The following is an 18,241-nucleotide window of genomic DNA, read 5'->3' as shown; positions in this document are numbered from 1 at the left end:
CTCCCTTTGCCGCTACTCATTGACGCCACCTGCGAGATACTCTTTCAGGCTTAATTTCACCGACAGTACGGAATTATCACTATTAATCTCAACTAGCTGGGTCTGAACAGGGGTGGGGATTTCGGCTAGTTGACGAAATAAATGGAGCAATCCATAGAAATTGACCCGCAGAGTAGCGTGCCACTGTTGGTGCCTTATGGAATCCACTGCGGCCTCGCCAACTGGCCCGGATTGCCGCTGCCAGCGAATGACTTGCCCGCCAAACGGGGCAATCAATTCACCGGTCAGATGGGCCATTGAACTATCAAGTGACAACCACGATGCCTCCTTTTCTTTCAATACCATCATTTGCTGACGAACCAGAGAAAGTGAGGGTAACGGTGCCAAAGCCGCCTGATGATGATCAACCTGTTGCTGATGTTGAATAATCTTATCTGCGGTGAGCTTCTGCTGTTGCCATGCAGGGCGTAATAACATGCCATAAGCCATTACACTTAAAAGCCCAACAAAAACCCACTGCCCTATCAAGATTTGCCAACCCGGCCTATCCATCCAATGTTGCAGCCGCTTATTCATCACTACCTCTTTCATCACTATCTCTGTCCTGCCAGTCGGCCCAAACCGCAAAGCGAAAATTACCGTCATCCTGCTGAGCAATTTTTTGTAAATGCACTGTTGTGAAGAGAGGCAAGCGGCCTAAACGCACTAAAAAGAGATTAATTGCGGCATAACTCTGGCTAATTACCTCAAAAACCACCTTATCGCCTTGTGGTATCAGGCTGACCAACCAGCAGCTATCTGGAATTTGCTGCGATAGCTGCTGCAATAATATTGAATATCGCTGGGCAAGTTGGTGGGCCTGACGATAAATCTGAGCGCGCTGTTCCCGATGCCGTAGTTGTGCCATTGCCTGTTGCACCTCTTGATGGTGCTGGCCTAAGGCTATTTGCTGCTGGGATAGCGCTGCCAGACGGATTTGTTGGCTGGAATTTACTACCCGTGATTGCAGTTGTATTACAACCAGTAGGATGGCTAAAAACAGGCATTGGCATAAACCTAGATTGCGCCAAAAACGGTAACGGGATGATTGACGTTCTGCACGCCATAACGAAAAATTAACTTGATACATCAGTCGTCTGCCGGGCGTAATGCCAGCCCTCCGGCCAGAATAAATGCAGCGGGGGATGGTGGCAGTGGCGGTTGATACTGGGCAAAAGCCGTAAAGGGTGACCAGCCGGTGGTATTTTCAACCGGGGCATCATCCGCCACATTACTGTAATACACCGTTATCGGTATTCCACTCTGCTCGGGATAACGCGCCTGAAGTTGTCTCAGCAACGTCGGTAATGGATTGAATGTAGTAGGCGGCAGGCCTGGTGCTACATCCTCTGAGTCGGCTGCTACCACACCAAAGTCAAACGGCATGTCAGCCGATGACACCCACAACCACTCACTCTCCAAACGATGAACCAACCAATATGGTCCCGATAATCCTGCCGCCACCGCCATATAACGAAGAGCGCAGGGGGTAATATCAATCATATCGGAGGGTAAACCCGCTTGATGCAAGCACGCCTGCCATTGCTGAACTTCTGACTGACGGGCGGCGGTGATGATTAACTCACTACTGGCTGTGGTTTCACTACGATAATCGAGGGCTAAAGCCTGACTGCCGAGCGGAAAGACCTTACTTGCTGCGGCTTTGATAAAACCATCACGCTGCGGTTCGCGTAAACGCCGGTCCGGTGTCGCAATAGTGTGTTGCAATATGCGCTGTGCGGGCAATGCGATACGTAATGAAATATGTTTTGGTAATTGTTTGCGCAATAATTTGAGTTTGTCGCTAACCATATCTGGCTGTTGTAAAATACCCTCCCGCAAAACGCCAGAAGGTAAGGTTTGATGCCACCAGTAGCGCAGTTGCCAGCCATAGCGGCGTCTGACAACAGCCAAAGCGCGTATAGCATCTATTTGAATATCTAGCCCAACCTGCCAATATTGTGAGTACATCTTTGTCGACCTCCATGTCGAGAGACAATAAAAGAACGTATCCATGTTACGGGCTTGCCTTTATACTACGGCGCGGTTGTTTATAAACTGCCCAATTGACATTGAATGGGAAATCTCAGGTGAAGTTCGTAAAGTATTTTTTGATCCTTACAGTGTGTTGCATTTTACTGGGAGCAGCCTCGATATTTGGCCTGTACAAATATATTGAGCCACAGCTACCCGATGTTGCCACGCTGAAAGATGTCCGGCTGCAAACACCGATGTTGGTGTATAGCGCTGAAGGCGAATTGATCGCTCAATACGGTGAAAAACGCCGTATCCCGTTGACATTAAAACAAATTCCACCAGAAATGGTGCATGCATTTATTGCTACGGAAGATAGCCGATTCTATGAGCATCACGGTGTGGACCCGGTTGGGATCCTACGTGCTGCCTCAATTGCTATGGTTTCTGGGCGTGCCTCACAAGGGGCAAGTACCATTACCCAGCAATTGGCTCGCAACTTCTTCTTAAGCCCGGAACGGACTTTGATACGTAAAATCAAGGAAGCCTTTCTGGCCATTCGTATCGAACAGTTACTGACCAAAGATGAAATCCTTGAGCTGTACCTGAACAAGATTTATCTCGGCTACCGTGCCTATGGTGTCGGTGCGGCAGCTCAGGTCTATTTCGGCAAAGAAGTCAATGAGTTGACCCTCAGCCAGATGGCGATGATCGCCGGTTTGCCAAAAGCGCCATCCACCTTCAACCCGCTCTATTCACATGACAGAGCAGTGGCACGCCGTAACGTAGTGCTCTCGCGTATGCTGGATGAAAAGTACATCACCCAGGCGCAGTACGATCAGGCGCGCAGTGAAGAGCTGGTTGCCAACTACCATGCTCCGCAAATCGCCTTCTCAGCACCTTATCTGTCAGAAATGGTGCGGCAGGAGATGATTAAGCGTTACGGTGAGAATGCCTATACCGACGGCTATCAGGTCTATACCACCATAACCAGAAAGCTCCAATTGGCGGCAGTCGACTCATTGCGTGCCAATGTGCTGGCTTATGATATGCGCCATGGTTATCGAGGCCCGTCCAATGTGTTGTGGAAAGTGGGCGAAAGCGCATGGGGCCGCGAGCAGATTATCGATTCACTGAAAACCTTGCCGGTCTATGGCCCACTGCTGCCTGCGGTGGTGACCGAAGCTAATACAACGCAAGCAACGGCACTGTTGGCAGATGGCAGCAACGTGACCTTACCAATGTCCGGCATGCGTTGGGCTCGTCCGTTTAAATCGGATAACGCCCAAGGGCCAACACCAAAACAAGTGACCGATGTGGTGCAGCCTGGCCAGCAGATTTGGGTAAGAAAAGTAGAAGATAATTGGTGGCTGGCACAGGTGCCGGACGTCAACTCAGCCTTAGTTTCTATCGATCCAAACAATGGTGCGGTTAAAGCGCTGGTCGGCGGTTTTGACTTTAACCAAAGTAAGTTTAACCGTGCGACACAGGCACTACGCCAGGTCGGTTCGAATATCAAACCCTTCCTGTATACCGCGGCAATGGACAAAGGTCTGACGCTGGCAACCATCCTCAATGACCTGCCAATTACGCGCTGGGATGCAGGTGCAGGTACCGATTGGCGGCCAAAAAACTCACCACCGACTTACGACGGCCCCATTCGTTTACGCCAAGGTTTAGGTCAGTCGAAGAACGTGGTGATGGTGCGGGCAATGCGTGCTATGGGTGTGGATTATGCGGCTGAATACCTGCAACGCTTTGGTTTCCCGGCACAAAATATTGTGCACTCAGAATCCCTGGCATTAGGTTCCGCCTCCTTTACACCATTGCAGTTAGTCCGTGGTTACGCCGTGTTGGCAAACGGCGGCTATCTGGTCGATCCCTATTTCATCACCAAGATAACTGATGATGTGGGCAATGTGCTGTTCGAAGAGAAACCGAAGATTGTCTGTGAAGAGTGTAACTTACCGGTTATTTACGGTGACACTCAGCGCTCAGTTGTTCTGTCTGATGATAACATCGAAAACGTCGCCACCTCGCAGAACAATAACGCCAGTAATGTGCCAATGCCTGAGTTAGAAAAAGTGACGCCTGAACAGGCCAAGCTCAACGGTGACCAGCAATACGCACCCCATGTGATAAGCACGCCGTTGGCCTTTTTGATTCGCGATGCGTTGAACTCAAATATCTTCGGAGAACCGGGTTGGATGGGTACCGGCTGGCGTGCCGGGCGTGACCTGAAACGCAAGGATATTGGCGGTAAAACCGGTACCACTAACAACTCAAAAGATGCCTGGTTCTCTGGCTACGGCCCGGATACCGTGACCTCCGTCTGGATTGGCTTCGATGACCATCGCCGCGACTTAGGCCGCAGCTCTGCATCAGGGGCCATATCAGATCAGATCTCTGGTGCTGAAGGTGGGGCGAAGAGTGCGCAACCTGCATGGGATGACTTTATGAAAGCGGCCCTTGACGGTTTGCCAGAAAAACCGGTTTCTCCACCGCCGGGTATTGTCAGCGTAGTGATTGATAAGCAGACGGGTAAGTTATCCAGTGGCGGGCCAGGCAGTCGTTCAGAGTACTTTATCGAGGGGACACAACCCACCGAGTATTCAGTACATGAAGCAGGGACGACTCTAATGGATAACGGGCAGACTCACGAGCTGTTCTGATGGAGTTGTTCTGTAAACGCTGATTGCCTGAGTATCAAGACGGAGCAGCGCCAATATAAAAGCCGGGAGCTCGTAACAGAGTCCCGGTTTTTTTATCTCTGACCATTACTTATTAAGAAATGCCTGAGCCAGAAAAAGGGCACTAACATTACGGGCCTCGCGAAAATCAGGCTCATCCAGCAGTGCCATCATATTGGCGATCGGCCAGCGGACTTGTGGCAAGGGTTCCGGCTCGTCACCCTCCAGACTTTGTGGATAGAGGTTATGGGCCATAACAATATTCATTTTGCTAGAGAAATAGGACGGAGCCATCGTCAGCTTACTGAGATAATCAAAGCTTTTAGCACCAAAGCCAACCTCTTCCATCAGTTCACGATTCGCCGCCTCCAGCACACCTTCGCCCGGATCAATCAACCCTTTGGGGAAGCCCAGCTCATACTCTTCAATACCCACGGCATATTCACGAATCAGCAGGAGATCATCGCCAATAATCGGCACTATCATCACCGCTTCACGGTTTGATGGCCGCATTCGTTCATAAACGCGTTGCACGCCATTACTGAACTCCAGATCCACCGCTTCAACAGTAAACAAGCGGGAGTGGGCAACCGTTTCTATTTTAAGAATTTTAGGTTTTTGCAGGTGTTTCATGATAGCCCCAATTTAAATACTCACCGCCTATCGGACTTGCATCAGGATAACCAGAGCTATTTTATGGTTACTTAGTAAGCCACTTTTTGCCAATAACGATTAACCCAACACTTTATACTGGAATTTATTAGAACTTGATCACATTGTGCGTTAGTGAGAACCTTTATCGCAATCTCAGTTAGATATAATTTACCTGTTTTTAACATGACGTCGAGTTTAGTCAAGATTCAACCGGTTAAATTTCATCCTACCCCCACTCAACACACGTTAAAAAATGTGTTTGAAAATAGGATTATGCTGATATTACCGCTGTTTTAGCCTTGCTATCCTTATCAATCTACGGGCAGTTTAAGAGCACTTGCATTAGGTTTTTTGATGAATAATAGCGTGTAAAATGCTAGTTCACTGAATGACTCTGTTATATGCCTTGGTACTGTTTTTACGCATAATATGCATTCTTTCATAGAGTTGACGTAAGTCAGAGGCGCTCGGATGGGGATGGGATGAGCACAATAGTCTTAATATTGGCCTTACTGTTGACCAGTCTGATCGCGGTAGGTTTGTTATGGTGGTTCCGATTCCGCCACCCCGCCCCCGTAACTGCAATACTGCCGTTCGCTAAACCCATGCACCGTAAACTCACCGCGGAGGAACGGGTTAATATTGAGAATTATCTGCTCGGTCAGCAAGAGAAGCTCGGATTCAAATCTCAGTCAACTTTTGACACCCGCACACTGACGAACACCAATCTTGCGCCAGCAAAGCTGACTCTGACGCCACAAAGCGAAAATGTTTATTCGGTTACCCGCGCCATCACCCGCTACGGCGTGGCAAGTGACGAACCCAATAAATGGCGTTATTACCTTGATTCGATTGAAGTTCACCTACCGGCTTCGTGGGAGCAATATATCGCTCAGGATAATGACGTAGAACTTATCCAAACGCAGACGATTCCTTTGGTGATCTCCCTTAATGGGCATACGCTTAAAAATCACCAGGCTGAGAATAGCTACCAGCCTATTTTGCCTTCTCCAGCGCAAAATGCCTCAATCCGCAAAGCAGACAGCGAACATATAGAGCTGTTGAATATCCGCAAGGAAACCCCCGAAGAATATGCCTTACATGGTGCTAATGGCTTAAAAGAAGCCGCTGCGATCTGTCTGGCATTGTTATTACTGTTTTTCGCACTCACCGGTCCGGTGGTTACACTGCCCTGGCTGATTATTGTGGCGATAACGTTAACCGGTTGGGCATGCTGGAATATGTTCCGCCCGTTATCTGAAAAAGATTTGCGTGAAGTCCATTGCTTGAGCGGTACGCCAAAGCGCTGGGGGCTGTTTGGTGAATCGAACCAAGGGCAGATGAATAACATCTCGCTCGGGATTGTCGACCTGATTTATCCGGCCCATTGGGGGCCCTATTTTGCTCATGACCTGGGCAAGAAAACCAACATTGATATCTATCTCAACCGTCAGGTCGTGCGTCAGGGGCCTTTTTTATCCCTGCATGACGAAATGAAACATTTCCCGTTACAGCGCTGGGGGAAAAACCTGACGCTTATCGCCGGTTCACTGTTAATAATGGTGTTATTGCTAATCTATGTGCCGCTCAGCTTGCCATTGAAATTGAGTATTGCCTGGTTGCAAGGCGCACAAAGCCAGCAAGTTACTAGTGTTGAAGCTCTGGATAAAATGCCTCTGCGCATCGGCGATATGCTGAAAGCTCAGGGTACCGGTATGTGTTATGTCCCGCCGAATACTCAAAATCCGCATAGTTTTGTTTTTACGCCGTTTGATTGTTCTGGGATCTATTGGAATAACGCAGCACCACTGCCACAACCTGAATCTGACACCATTGAAAAAGCCGCCGCACTGGTGGCAACAGTCAATCAGCAGTTGCATCCGCAAGGTACTGATGCCAACGTCAACCCACAGTTGGCAACCGCCATTGAAAAATCTGGCATGATTTTACTGAATGATTTTGCAGATATCGTTTTAAAAACACAGGCATTATGCGGTGGAGATAGCGACTGTGTCCGCCTGAAAAATGCCTTGGTTAACTTAGGTAATGCCAAGAATTGGCCGGGGCTGGTTAAACGAGCACAATCTGGCACATTGAAAGGGATGAATGTGCTGTTGCGCCCAGTCAGTGCCGATACCCTGGAAAGTCTGGTTAAAACTGCTACCTCATCGTTTGTTTATCGTGAAACGCATTTGGCAACTGAAGCATTAAATAGCCCGCCGCCGGGTGGCTTCTTGCTAACCAGTGATGAAGGTAAGCAGTTAGTTAATCACCCTGCCCCTGCCGTCCCCCTGTTTGATTACAGCGCACTGGAGCAGTGGCGGGAATTACAACGGCTCTCCGGGCTGCTACTTAATACTCCATTTAAGGCCGAAGGCATCATTACCAATATCACCATTGATGCCAATGGCACACGGCATATCGCGCTACACAGTGAGCCGGATATCGTCACACTCGGCCGCTATCTGGGTACCAGCCTATTGCTGCTAATACTGATTGCCTGTCTGGCCGTGAATATCACTTTATTAATTCAACGGATACTACGAAACCGTAACCGGATGGATAATATTCAACGCTATTATGATAATTGTTTTAACCAAACCCTCACTCCCGCGCCTTTCCTGCGTTAGCTTTCTTTCAGGCCATATCATTCATCTCTGGCAGGCTCTGTAACTTTGATATGCTAGGCTAACTTTATCTGTGGCTGTTATCGGGACATCACCCTGATGGCGCTGGTATTCGTTGTAACCCGTATTATTTGTTTGCATAAAAATAATGTGATTGTGGAGTCGCTATGCCCCCAGAATTTAATTGGCAAGAGATTGATACCGTGCTGTTGGACATGGATGGCACCCTGTTGGATTTGGAGTTCGATAGCCATTTCTGGCTAAAGCAGGTGCCGGAAACCCTTAGCCAACACCGAGGGATCCCGCTGGAGCAGGCCCACAAAATTATTCATGATGAATACTTGGCAGTGCAACATACCTTAAATTGGTATTGCTTCGATTATTGGAGTGAGCGACTGGATTTGGATATTTACGCCATGACCACAGCCGCTGGCAACCGGGTTCGTCTGCGCCAGGATACTGAGCCGTTTTTGTCCAGTTTACGCCAGCAAGGGTTACAAACCATTTTGCTCACCAACGCCCATCCACACAGTCTGGCAGTCAAAATTGAGCATACTGCACTGGACCAGCACCTTGATTTATTACTTTCCACCCATACATTTGGTTATCCGAAGGAAGATCAACGACTGTGGCAAGCTGTCGCGCAGCATACCGGGCTGAATCCGGCCAGAACCTTATTCGTCGATGACAGTGAAACGATTCTGGATGCCGCGCGCACATTTGGTATCCGCTACTGTCTGGGTATAGAAAATCCGGATTCCAGTTGTGCTGACAAAGCATTTCACAGCCACCCTGCAATCAATGATTACCGTAAGCTATTACCCGCGCTACAGTTACGTGGTGACTAAAAAGATGTTTAGCCCTATAGCCTAAATAATTCGCGTTGCAACAAGGCGACCAACACGCATGCGACGTGAAATATGACGGAGATAACAGGCAGGAGTATTCATGAAGGATAAAGCAGTTTCTGACGAATCGGTTCGGCTGGATAAATGGCTTTGGGCAGCCCGGTTTTATAAAACCAGAGCAATCGCCCGGGAAATGGTGGATGGCGGTAAAGTCCACTACAACGGCCAGCGCGGTAAACCGAGCAAGTTGGTTGAACTCAATGCTGAAATCCGCCTGCGTCAGGGCAATGATGAACGCACGGTGCGGGTATTGGCATTACACGGTCAACGCCGTGGTGCAAGCGAAGCACAGGCATTGTATGAAGAGACTGAAGCCAGTATTGCCAATCGCGATAAGGTGGCACAGGCGCGTAAACTGAATGCCCTGACCATGCCACATCCTGACCGACGGCCGGATAAAAAAGAGCGTCGCAACCTGATTAAATTTAAACAAGGCGAGTCTGAGTAAACCCTATAGATTTCAACATGCAGGACGGCAGCCCACACACCTGCAACTTGAAAGATGACGGCTTTGCTTGCAGCCAGAAAGAGAGAAAACTATGTCTAATCACGACCAATTACACCGCTACCTGTTTGCTAACCATGCTGTGCGCGGTGAGCTGGTTTCAGTCAATGAAACCTACCAGCAAGTATTAGCCAATCATGATTACCCACCAGCGGTACAAAAACTGTTGGGTGAGATGTTGGTCGCAACCAGTTTACTGACCGCCACGCTCAAGTTTGATGGTGATATTACCGTGCAGTTACAAGGAGGGGATGGCCCATTGTCACTGGCAGTGATTAACGGTAATAACCAGCAGCAGATGCGGGGTGTCGCCCGCTTTAAAGGTGAAATCAGCGATGAAAGCACGCTGAAAGAGATGGTCGGCAACGGCTATCTGGTTATCACTATCACCCCGGCAAAAGGCGAGCGCTATCAGGGTGTGGTAGCACTGGAAGGGGAGACTATCGCCGCCTGTCTGGAAAATTACTTTATGCAGTCTGAACAATTACCAACACGCCTGTTTATTCGTACCGGCAGTGTGGAAGGTAAAGCCGCTGCGGGCGGGATGCTGCTGCAAGTGTTGCCAGCCGAAGAGCGCAATGAAGATGAGTTTGATCACCTGGCACAGCTTACCACTACCATCAAAGCTGAGGAGCTATTTACGCTGCCAGCGAATGAAGTGCTGTATCGTTTATATCATCAGGAAGAAGTAACGTTATATGAGCCGCAAAACGTCAGTTTCTGCTGCACCTGTTCCCGCGAGCGTTGTGCTGATGCATTAGTCACACTGTCGGAAGATGACATCACCGAAATGCTGGAACAAGATGGCAATATTGATATGCATTGTGAGTATTGCGGCAATCACTACCTGTTTGATGCCGTTGATATCGCCTCATTAAAGAGTGGTAACAGCACTTCCTCAGAACAAATTCATTAATAAGCATAATGATTGGTTGGGTGCTGACTCGTGCCCAGCTATTTCTTCTGGCGTTTCATACTTGCGACAATCCGTGTCCTATCTCTCATAACCTAGCGAAAAATAGGTCATATGTTGAAATATTTGATAGCTATCGCTGTTAATCAGAGATGAGGATTTACAATCGCTGGTAGAAAATTGACGATCCAGGAGTTATGACATGAGTGTTAAAGGAATTACCCCGCAGGAGCTCGCCGCCTATGGCATCCATAACGTCAGCGAGATTGTTTACAACCCAAGCTATGATTTACTGTTCCAGGAAGAGACCAAACCCACGCTTGAAGGATACGAGCGCGGAATCCTCACCACCACAGGAGCAATAGCGGTAGATACCGGGATTTTTACCGGCCGCTCGCCAAAAGATAAATATATTGTCCGCGATGCCATCACTCAAGATACCGTGTGGTGGGCCGATCAGGGCAAAGGCAAAAATGATAACAAGCCACTGAGTCAGGAAACCTGGAGCCACTTGAAAGGGTTGGTAACCGAGCAACTGTCCGGTAAACGTCTGTTTGTTGTTGATACCTTCTGCGGTGCTAACGCCGATACTCGCCTGCAAGTTCGCTTTGTCACTGAAGTCGCGTGGCAGGCTCATTTTGTCAAAAACATGTTTATCCGCCCATCAGACGAAGAACTGGCCCATTTCGAGCCTGATTTTATCGTCATGAATGGCGCTAAATGCACCAACCCGGACTGGAAAGAGCAAGGTCTGAATTCCGAGAACTTTGTTGCCTTTAACCTGACAGAACGTATGCAGCTCATTGGCGGCACATGGTATGGCGGCGAAATGAAGAAAGGTATGTTCTCGATGATGAACTACCTGCTGCCACTGAAAGGCATTGCTTCCATGCACTGCTCGGCCAACGTCGGCGAGAAAGGCGATGTGGCTATCTTCTTCGGCCTGTCTGGTACCGGTAAAACCACGCTGTCGACTGATCCAAAACGTAAGTTGATTGGTGATGACGAACACGGTTGGGATGATGACGGCGTATTTAACTTTGAAGGTGGCTGCTACGCCAAAACCATCAAGTTATCTGAAGAGGCAGAACCGGATATTTATCATGCAATTAAGCGTGATGCCTTGCTGGAGAACGTGGTAGTACTGGCCGACGGTACCGTTGATTTCAATGATGGTTCCAAAACGGAAAACACCCGTGTTTCTTACCCGATCTATCATATTGAAAATATCGTTAAACCGGTTTCTAAAGCGGGTCATGCCACTAAGGTTATCTTCCTGACTGCTGATGCCTTTGGTGTATTGCCACCAGTATCACGCCTGACAGCAAATCAAACCCAATATCACTTCCTGTCTGGCTTCACCGCTAAACTGGCTGGTACTGAGCGCGGTGTAACTGAGCCAACACCGACCTTCTCAGCCTGTTTTGGTGCAGCTTTCTTGTCGCTGCATCCAACACAATATGCAGAAGTGCTGGTTAAACGTATGCAAGCGGTGGGCGCACAAGCCTATCTGGTCAATACTGGCTGGAATGGTACTGGCAAACGTATTTCCATCAAGGATACCCGTGGCATCATTGACGCCATTCTGAACGGTGAGATTGATAAAGCAGAAACCTTCACTCTGCCAATCTTTGATCTGGCGGTGCCAACAGCATTACCGGGCGTGAACCCAGAGATCCTCGATCCTCGTGACACTTACGCTGATGTGGCGCAGTGGCAAGAGAAAGCCGAAGATCTGGCGAAGCGTTTTACCACTAACTTTGATAAGTATACTGATACCCCAGCAGGTGCTGCATTGGTTAGCGCAGGGCCAAAGCTCTAAGTTAGCGTTGATTTTGTAATGATTATGGAAGGGACACATTTGTGTCCCTTTTGTTTTTCGCAAATCAAAAATGGATTAGATCAGGTTTGGTGGATGAGTGATCGGGGTCGAGTGCTCATTATTAATTGTTCAGTTATCCGGTTCGGTTGACATGAGTTCAGTGATTAACTTATCTCCGTAGCCTCAACCGCCAAAGGGGTCACAAGCGCGTGACTCCCTTGGAACCTTGGGACTCACCCCTTCGGGGCCGCTGCTAGCAGCGTTCAAATCTGCTCCCAGCAGATTTGTCCATGGCGGCTCACTCGGGCCACCGTCTTGGTCGGTAATATTCCTGATTGCGCTTAACATCAAAAGAGAAAATCAAAATCATGGTTTTAGATTCTGAAGTTTAAAAGCACATTTGAGCAGCCGAGTGAAGAATGGAGCAAGGGAAATCCGCCATGGACGGCGGATTTAGGCGTCATGAGCAGGGATGCGAATAAAGCCGTCCCGCCAGCGAAATGATGAGTGAGGGAACCCACGCAGTGGGCAGGCGATACGTGCGAAGCGCGGGATTCCACAAGGGTGCGCGCCCGCACCCTTTGGCGGTTGAGGCTACGGAGGTTAAGTAAACTCCATTGCTTTAACAACCGAACCTGATCACCATACTAAATAACCAAAATAAAACTCACACCACCGCAGGTGGCTTAGGCTTCATATCTAACGGCAACGGAATATACGCCCGGATCCGTAAACCGCCCCGCTCACTGGTACCGATATCCAACGAACCGGCGTGGGCATCAATAATCCGCTGCACAATCGCCAAGCCCAGCCCAGTACCACTGGTACTCCGCGCGCTATCGCCACGCACAAAAGGCTGGAACAGATGCTTCAAATCTTCAGGCTTGATACCAGGGCCGTCATCCTCAACCTGGAACCACGCACGCTGTAGCTCAGTGCCACTACTGACTTTTATCCAGCCATTACCGTAACGCGCCGCATTCACCACCATATTGGCCAACGCACGCTTAATCGATAACGGATGGATATCCACCAGCACTTCACCTGCACACAAATCAGTCTCGATTACCCGCTCATAACCACTTTCAGCCGCGATCACTTCACCGAGTACGGCATTCAAATCACTCGACTCTGTCGGCATCTCCTGCCCGGTGCGTAGATAATCGATAAATTGCTCAATAATGGCGTTGCACTCTTCGATATCTTTATTGATTGACTCAGAAAGGTATCCATCGGCTTCACTCATCATTTCAGTCGCCAAACGAATACGGGTCAACGGCGTGCGTAAATCATGGCTAACCCCAGCCATCAGCAAGGTCCGGTCATCCGCCAACAACTTCACGCCGGCGGCCATTTGGTTAAATGCCCGGGTAACCGAACGCACCTCTGACGCACCATACTCTCGTAACGGCGGCGGAATAATCCCTTTCCCCACCTGCAAAGCAGCATGTTCCAGCTCAACCAATGGCCGATTCTGAATACGGATAAACAGCCAGGCTCCCCCTACAGCCAATAACATAATTGCCAGGGTATAACGGAACAGTGGCGAGAAATCGCCCTGATGGATCTCAGTTAATGGCACTCGTACCCAAATATCCGGCGATAACCACGTCTTTAGCCAGACAACAGGGGAGTTTTTATTAACTTCGACCCGAACATCGGTTGGCCCACCCAATTGTTGGGCCATTTGATCACTGAGAAATTTGTAATGCTGTGCCCAACGCAGGCCACTTTCCTCCGCCGCAGCATTGGTATAAAGCGAAATCCCCAATTCACGGTAAATCTCACGCCGAAACGCCGGCGGGACTTCAAGTAGCGTGCCATCTTCCAATTGCAGCCGGTCAGTCATCAGCATACGAACTTCATACGCCAACACTTTGTTAAACTGCTGCAAACTGGGCAAGATGGCGAAATTCAGCACCACCAAATACGTGGTGACCAGACTGACGAACAGCAAGGTCACAATCAGTAATAAGGTTCGGGCAAATGAGCTACGTGGAGAAAAGCGCCATCGCCTCATGCTTTACTGCCGTCCGGTACAAATACGTAGCCCAAGCCCCATACAGTTTGGATATAGCGCGGATGCGCCGGATCTTCCTCGACCATACGGCGCAGACGTGAAATCTGTACGTCGATGGAACGCTCCATCGCACTGTATTCGCGACCTCGGGCCAGATTCATCAGCTTATCGCGTGACAACGGCTCACGTGGATGACTCACCAAGGCTTTCAGCACTGCAAACTCACCACTAGTCAGTGGCATAGGCTCATCTTCACGGAACATCTCGCGCGTGCCTAAATTGAGTTTGAACTTACCAAACGCAATCACTGCTTCTTCCTGTGAAGGTGCACCCGGTAGCTCGTTAGCCTGACGGCGTAACACCGCACGAATACGGGCCAGTAATTCTCGGGGGTTGAATGGCTTAGGAATATAATCGTCAGCACCAATTTCCAATCCGACGATACGGTCAACTTCCTCACCCTTCGCCGTCACCATAATGATCGGCATCGGGTTACTTTGGCTACGCAGACGGCGGCAGATAGATAGGCCATCTTCACCCGGTAACATCAGATCAAGCACCATCAGGTGGAAAGACTCACGGGTCAGCAAGCGATCCATCTGTTCAGCATTGGCAACGCTGCGCACCTGGAAACCTTGCTCTGTTAGGTAACGTTCCAACAGCGCGCGCAGGCGCATATCGTCATCAACGACCAGAATCTTGTGATTCTCTTGCATTTTATTACTCCCAAAGGCCGTATTGCTCGAACCTGTACATTGTTAAAAAAACTTACTTTATACCCTAAATAATTCGAGTCGCAGGAAGGCGGCAACTGAGCGAGCCCCCGGTCACTTACATGAGTCAGTGACGGAGGGTGAACGAAGGAAGCCAACACACATGCAGCTTGAAGTATGACGTGTATAACAGACAGCTTTTTATGGTATACATTCTAGTCGAAATTGTTACAAAGCTTATTGTTGTGCCTAATTATCAACACTTTCGTCAAATGGGCGGTAGCGGATCTCTAATATCCAGTAGGTTGCTTCACCATTTGGTGTCTGAACCGTCACCTCATCCTCCACCTGCTTGCCAATTAAGGCACGGGCAACCGGTGAATCGATAGAAATCCATTTTTTTGCCGGATCAAACTCATCCGGCCCAACCAGGCGAAAGATGCGCTGCTCTTCTAATTCATTTTCTACCCGCACCCAGGCACCAAAAAAGACTTTTCCTTCCTGACGCGGGTCAGGGTCGACAACTTTCAGCACCTCAAGGCGTTTGGTCAGAAAGCGTACCCGGCGATCAATCTCTCGTAGCCGCTTCTTACCATAGATATATTCAGCATTTTCCGAACGGTCACCCATTGCTGCGGCTTCAGACACCGCCTGTGTTACCACCGGGCGCTCTTCCCGCCACAGATAATGCAATTCACGATCCAGCGCCTGCCAGCCTTCGCGGGTAATGTAATTACTTTTCGCCATATAATTATCCCTTTGGCATTGATGCTTCTACTATACCCTAACTTTTTACCGATAAGTCCACGTTACCTCAAGCTCTGCTGCCGCTCTACTGGCAATTTATCCGGGCAATCCGTATAACTATCTTCTGCCATTTTTCCTACTCACTATCAGACTTGACATCAGACTTATGAATGAACAACTGAGCAGCATTATTGCAAGCGAACTACAGGCGCGGCCGGAGCAAGTTATCTCTGCTATCCGCCTGCTTGATGAAGGTAATACCGTGCCGTTTATTTCGCGGTATCGTAAGGAAGTTACCGGCGGGTTGGATGATACCCAGTTGCGCCAGTTGGAAAGTCGTTTGGGCTATCTGCGTGAACTCGAAGAGCGCCGCCAAACCATTCTTAAATCAATTGAAGATCAGGGCAAGCTCACTGAGCAATTGGCCGGTGCCATCAATGGCACCATGAGTAAAACTGAGCTTGAAGATTTATATCTCCCTTATAAACCGAAGCGCCGCACCCGTGGTCAGATTGCGATTGAAGCCGGTCTGGAGCCATTGGCGGACAGTTTATGGCATGACCCACAGCAAGAGCCAGAACAGGTTGCTCTCGCTTATGTTGATGCCGATAAAGGTGTTGCAGATACGAAAGCGGCACTGGATGGTGCACGCTATATCCTGATGGAGCGCTTTGCAGAAGATGCAACCCTACTGGCGAAAGTGCGCCAGTACTTGTGGAAAAATGCCCATTTAGTGTCAAAAGTGGTGGAAGGTAAGGAGCTGGAAGGGGCTAAATTCCGCGATTACTTTGGCAGCCACGAACCTATCGCCCATGTCCCTTCTCATCGCGCACTGGCTATGTTCCGTGGCCGCAACGAAGGCGTGTTACAACTGGCACTGAATCCTGATCCGCAGTTTGACGAACCGCCGCGCGAAAGTCAGGGCGAGCAGATAATTATTAACCATCTCGACCTGCGGCTGAATAATGCGCCAGCAGACGGTTGGCGCAAAGCGGTGGTCAACTGGACCTGGCGTATCAAAGTGCTGATGCATCTGGAAACCGAGCTGATGAGCACCCTGCGCGAACGAGCCGAAGATGAAGCAATCAACGTATTCGCCCGTAACATGCAAGATCTGTTGATGGCAGCCCCTGCCGGCATGCGCGCCACCATGGGCCTTGATCCGGGCCTGCGGACTGGGGTGAAAGTGGCGATAGTGGACGCTACCGGCAAGCTGGTTGCCTTTGATACCATCTATCCTCATACCGGGCAGGCTGCTAAAGCCGCCGCCGTGGTGGCCGCCCTGTGCATCAAGCATCAGGTTGAACTGGTGGCTATCGGGAATGGTACCGCATCGCGGGAAACCGAGCGTTTCTTTGTCGAGCTACAGCAACAGTATCCGGCGGTCACCGCGCAAAAAGTGATTGTCAGCGAAGCAGGGGCCTCGGTTTACTCCGCCTCTGAGTTGGCGGCGCTGGAGTTCCCAGATCTGGATGTCTCCATCCGTGGTGCAGTGTCTATTGCCCGGCGGTTACAAGACCCACTGGCTGAACTGGTAAAAATTGACCCAAAATCTATCGGGGTCGGCCAGTATCAACATGATGTTAGCCAAAGCCAACTGGCGAAAAAGCTGGATGCGGTAGTGGAAGACTGCGTAAACGCCGTGGGTGTGGATTTAAACACCGCGTCAGTGCCGTTACTGACCCGGGTTGCGGGTTTAACCCGCATGATGGCGCAAAACATTGTTAGCTGGCGTGATGAGAATGGCCGCTTCCATAACCGTGAGCAATTGCTCAAAGTCAGCCGCCTCGGGCCGAAAGCCTTCGAGCAGTGTGCCGGCTTCCTGCGTATCAATCATGGCAATAACCCGCTGGACGCATCAACCGTGCATCCAGAAGCCTACCCGATTGTTGAGCGCATTTTGGCTGCAACTGAACAGGCCTTGCAGGACCTAATGGGTAATGCTACCGCGCTGCGTAATCTTAATGCGCGTGATTTCACCACCGAGCAATTTGGTGTCCCGACGGTCACCGATATCCTACGCGAGTTAGAAAAGCCAGGCCGTGACCCACGCCCTGAGTTCAAAACCGCAACCTTCGCTGAAGGTGTAGAGACACTCAATGACCTGACTCCGGGCATGATCCTCGAAGGCTCGGTCACTAACGTGACCAACTTTGGTGCCTTTGTTGATATTGGTGTTCATCAGGATGGTTTGGTACATATTTCATCACTGGCGGATAAGTTTGTCGATGACCCACATAAGGTGGTGAAAGCCGGGGATATCGTCAAAGTGAAAGTCATGGAAGTGGATTTGCAACGCAAGCGCATTGCCCTGACCATGCGCCTTGATGAACAGCCTGGTGAAGGCGGCCCGCGTCGTGGTAACAATGGCGCTAATAGTGCGAATAGCAGCACCAAGGGCCGTAATGACAATCGAGGTGCCAGCCAGCCTCGTAACAGCAATGATTCGAACAGTCGCCCAGCAGCCAAGGGCCGGGCAGACAGTAACTCTGGTAGCAACAGTGCCATGAGTGATGCACTGGCGGCGGCATTTAAAAAACGCTGATATCTCTACTTAGGGCCACGTTGGTGGCCCTTTTTTCATTTACGTTTTTGTTTCAAATTATCGCGACATCTTTAATATTTCCTC

14 protein-coding genes are annotated in these 18,241 nt (G+C 49.7%); 7 read left to right on the top strand and 7 right to left on the bottom strand.

The window, feature by feature from the left end; all coding sequences use genetic code 11:
- Positions 1 to 12: 12 nt before the first annotated feature.
- The 3 genes from V1952_RS00070 to pilM are packed head-to-tail and all read right to left on the bottom strand — an operon-like array spanning position 13 to position 2,010.
- A complete protein-coding gene (locus V1952_RS00070) occupies positions 13 to 576 on the bottom strand; it encodes a pilus assembly protein PilO (protein WP_372560321.1) in 564 nt (187 codons plus the stop codon).
- Positions 569 to 1,129, bottom strand: coding sequence for a PilN domain-containing protein (locus V1952_RS00065; protein WP_420074188.1), 561 nt, complete (start codon positions 1,127 to 1,129; stop codon positions 569 to 571). The genes V1952_RS00070 and V1952_RS00065 overlap by 8 nt, the downstream gene beginning before the upstream one ends.
- On the bottom strand, positions 1,129 to 2,010 hold the full coding sequence (gene pilM, locus V1952_RS00060; protein WP_372560319.1) for a type IV pilus biogenesis protein PilM: 882 nt from the start codon (positions 2,008 to 2,010) through the stop codon (positions 1,129 to 1,131). The genes V1952_RS00065 and pilM overlap by 1 nt, the downstream gene beginning before the upstream one ends.
- A gap of 119 nt (positions 2,011 to 2,129) precedes the next feature.
- Here pilM and mrcA point away from each other — a divergent pair, with 119 nt between their 5' ends.
- The gene (gene mrcA / locus V1952_RS00055; RefSeq protein WP_420071177.1) at positions 2,130 to 4,685 is read left to right on the top strand and encodes a peptidoglycan glycosyltransferase/peptidoglycan DD-transpeptidase MrcA; all 2,556 of its coding nucleotides are present in this window, start codon (positions 2,130 to 2,132) and stop codon (positions 4,683 to 4,685) included.
- A gap of 105 nt (positions 4,686 to 4,790) precedes the next feature.
- On the opposite strand, the gene nudE is transcribed toward mrcA, so the two are convergent.
- The gene (gene nudE, locus V1952_RS00050; RefSeq protein ID WP_420074187.1) at positions 4,791 to 5,336 is read right to left on the bottom strand and encodes an ADP compounds hydrolase NudE; all 546 of its coding nucleotides are present in this window, start codon (positions 5,334 to 5,336) and stop codon (positions 4,791 to 4,793) included.
- Between the two features lie 503 nt (positions 5,337 to 5,839).
- Here nudE and V1952_RS00045 point away from each other — a divergent pair.
- The 5 genes from V1952_RS00045 to pckA all read left to right on the top strand — a co-directional run bounded on the left by V1952_RS00045 (position 5,840) and on the right by pckA (position 12,132).
- Positions 5,840 to 7,987, top strand: coding sequence for an intracellular growth attenuator family protein (locus V1952_RS00045; RefSeq protein WP_372560317.1), 2,148 nt, complete (start codon positions 5,840 to 5,842; stop codon positions 7,985 to 7,987).
- Positions 7,988 to 8,151: 164 nt separating this feature from the next.
- The gene (gene yrfG / locus V1952_RS00040; protein WP_083161234.1) at positions 8,152 to 8,832 is read left to right on the top strand and encodes a GMP/IMP nucleotidase; all 681 of its coding nucleotides are present in this window, start codon (positions 8,152 to 8,154) and stop codon (positions 8,830 to 8,832) included.
- 100 nt (positions 8,833 to 8,932) lie between these two features.
- Positions 8,933 to 9,340, top strand: a complete 408-nt coding sequence (hslR, locus tag V1952_RS00035; RefSeq protein ID WP_083161235.1) for a ribosome-associated heat shock protein Hsp15 — start codon at positions 8,933 to 8,935, stop codon at positions 9,338 to 9,340.
- A gap of 91 nt (positions 9,341 to 9,431) precedes the next feature.
- Positions 9,432 to 10,313: an Hsp33 family molecular chaperone HslO gene (gene hslO / locus V1952_RS00030; RefSeq protein ID WP_372560316.1), complete on the top strand. Its 882-nt coding sequence runs from the start codon at positions 9,432 to 9,434 to the stop codon at positions 10,311 to 10,313.
- A 199-nt stretch (positions 10,314 to 10,512) separates the two neighbouring features.
- Positions 10,513 to 12,132 carry a phosphoenolpyruvate carboxykinase (ATP) gene (pckA, locus tag V1952_RS00025; RefSeq protein WP_083161237.1) on the top strand — a complete coding sequence of 540 codons (1,620 nt, stop codon included), beginning with the start codon at positions 10,513 to 10,515 and terminating at the stop codon, positions 12,130 to 12,132.
- 667 nt (positions 12,133 to 12,799) lie between these two features.
- Here pckA and envZ read toward each other — a convergent pair.
- The 3 genes from envZ to greB all read right to left on the bottom strand — a co-directional run bounded on the left by envZ (position 12,800) and on the right by greB (position 15,612).
- Positions 12,800 to 14,152, bottom strand: coding sequence for a two-component system sensor histidine kinase EnvZ (envZ, locus tag V1952_RS00020; protein ID WP_420074186.1), 1,353 nt, complete (start codon positions 14,150 to 14,152; stop codon positions 12,800 to 12,802).
- Positions 14,149 to 14,868, bottom strand: coding sequence for a two-component system response regulator OmpR (ompR, locus tag V1952_RS00015; RefSeq protein ID WP_004709363.1), 720 nt, complete (start codon positions 14,866 to 14,868; stop codon positions 14,149 to 14,151). The genes envZ and ompR overlap by 4 nt, the downstream gene beginning before the upstream one ends.
- A 246-nt stretch (positions 14,869 to 15,114) precedes the next feature.
- On the bottom strand, positions 15,115 to 15,612 hold the full coding sequence (greB, locus tag V1952_RS00010; protein ID WP_005186101.1) for a transcription elongation factor GreB: 498 nt from the start codon (positions 15,610 to 15,612) through the stop codon (positions 15,115 to 15,117).
- 166 nt (positions 15,613 to 15,778) lie between these two features.
- On the opposite strand from greB, the gene V1952_RS00005 reads away from it, so the two are divergent.
- Complete coding sequence (locus tag V1952_RS00005; protein WP_420071180.1) at positions 15,779 to 18,157, top strand: Tex family protein; 2,379 nt, start codon at positions 15,779 to 15,781, stop codon at positions 18,155 to 18,157.
- Positions 18,158 to 18,241 lie beyond the last annotated feature (84 nt).

This window comes from Yersinia sp. 2542 StPb PI, assembly GCF_048593855.1.
In the GTDB taxonomy this organism is placed as follows: domain Bacteria; phylum Pseudomonadota; class Gammaproteobacteria; order Enterobacterales; family Enterobacteriaceae; genus Yersinia; species Yersinia enterocolitica_E.
This window is presented reverse-complemented; position numbering and strand designations above follow the sequence as displayed.

Coding starts and splice junctions, on each gene's coding strand:
- V1952_RS00070 (WP_372560321.1), bottom strand. CDS start 576: ATGAATAAGCGGCTGCAACATTGGATGGATAGGCCGGGTTGGCAAATC.
- V1952_RS00065 (WP_420074188.1), bottom strand. CDS start 1,129: ATGTATCAAGTTAATTTTTCGTTATGGCGTGCAGAACGTCAATCATCC.
- pilM (WP_372560319.1), bottom strand. CDS start 2,010: ATGTACTCACAATATTGGCAGGTTGGGCTAGATATTCAAATAGATGCT.
- nudE (WP_420074187.1), bottom strand. CDS start 5,336: ATGAAACACCTGCAAAAACCTAAAATTCTTAAAATAGAAACGGTTGCC.
- V1952_RS00045 (WP_372560317.1), top strand. CDS start 5,840: ATGAGCACAATAGTCTTAATATTGGCCTTACTGTTGACCAGTCTGATC.
- yrfG (WP_083161234.1), top strand. CDS start 8,152: ATGCCCCCAGAATTTAATTGGCAAGAGATTGATACCGTGCTGTTGGAC.
- hslR (WP_083161235.1), top strand. CDS start 8,933: ATGAAGGATAAAGCAGTTTCTGACGAATCGGTTCGGCTGGATAAATGG.
- hslO (WP_372560316.1), top strand. CDS start 9,432: ATGTCTAATCACGACCAATTACACCGCTACCTGTTTGCTAACCATGCT.
- pckA (WP_083161237.1), top strand. CDS start 10,513: ATGAGTGTTAAAGGAATTACCCCGCAGGAGCTCGCCGCCTATGGCATC.
- envZ (WP_420074186.1), bottom strand. CDS start 14,152: ATGAGGCGATGGCGCTTTTCTCCACGTAGCTCATTTGCCCGAACCTTA.
- ompR (WP_004709363.1), bottom strand. CDS start 14,868: ATGCAAGAGAATCACAAGATTCTGGTCGTTGATGACGATATGCGCCTG.
- greB (WP_005186101.1), bottom strand. CDS start 15,612: ATGGCGAAAAGTAATTACATTACCCGCGAAGGCTGGCAGGCGCTGGAT.
- V1952_RS00005 (WP_420071180.1), top strand. CDS start 15,779: ATGAATGAACAACTGAGCAGCATTATTGCAAGCGAACTACAGGCGCGG.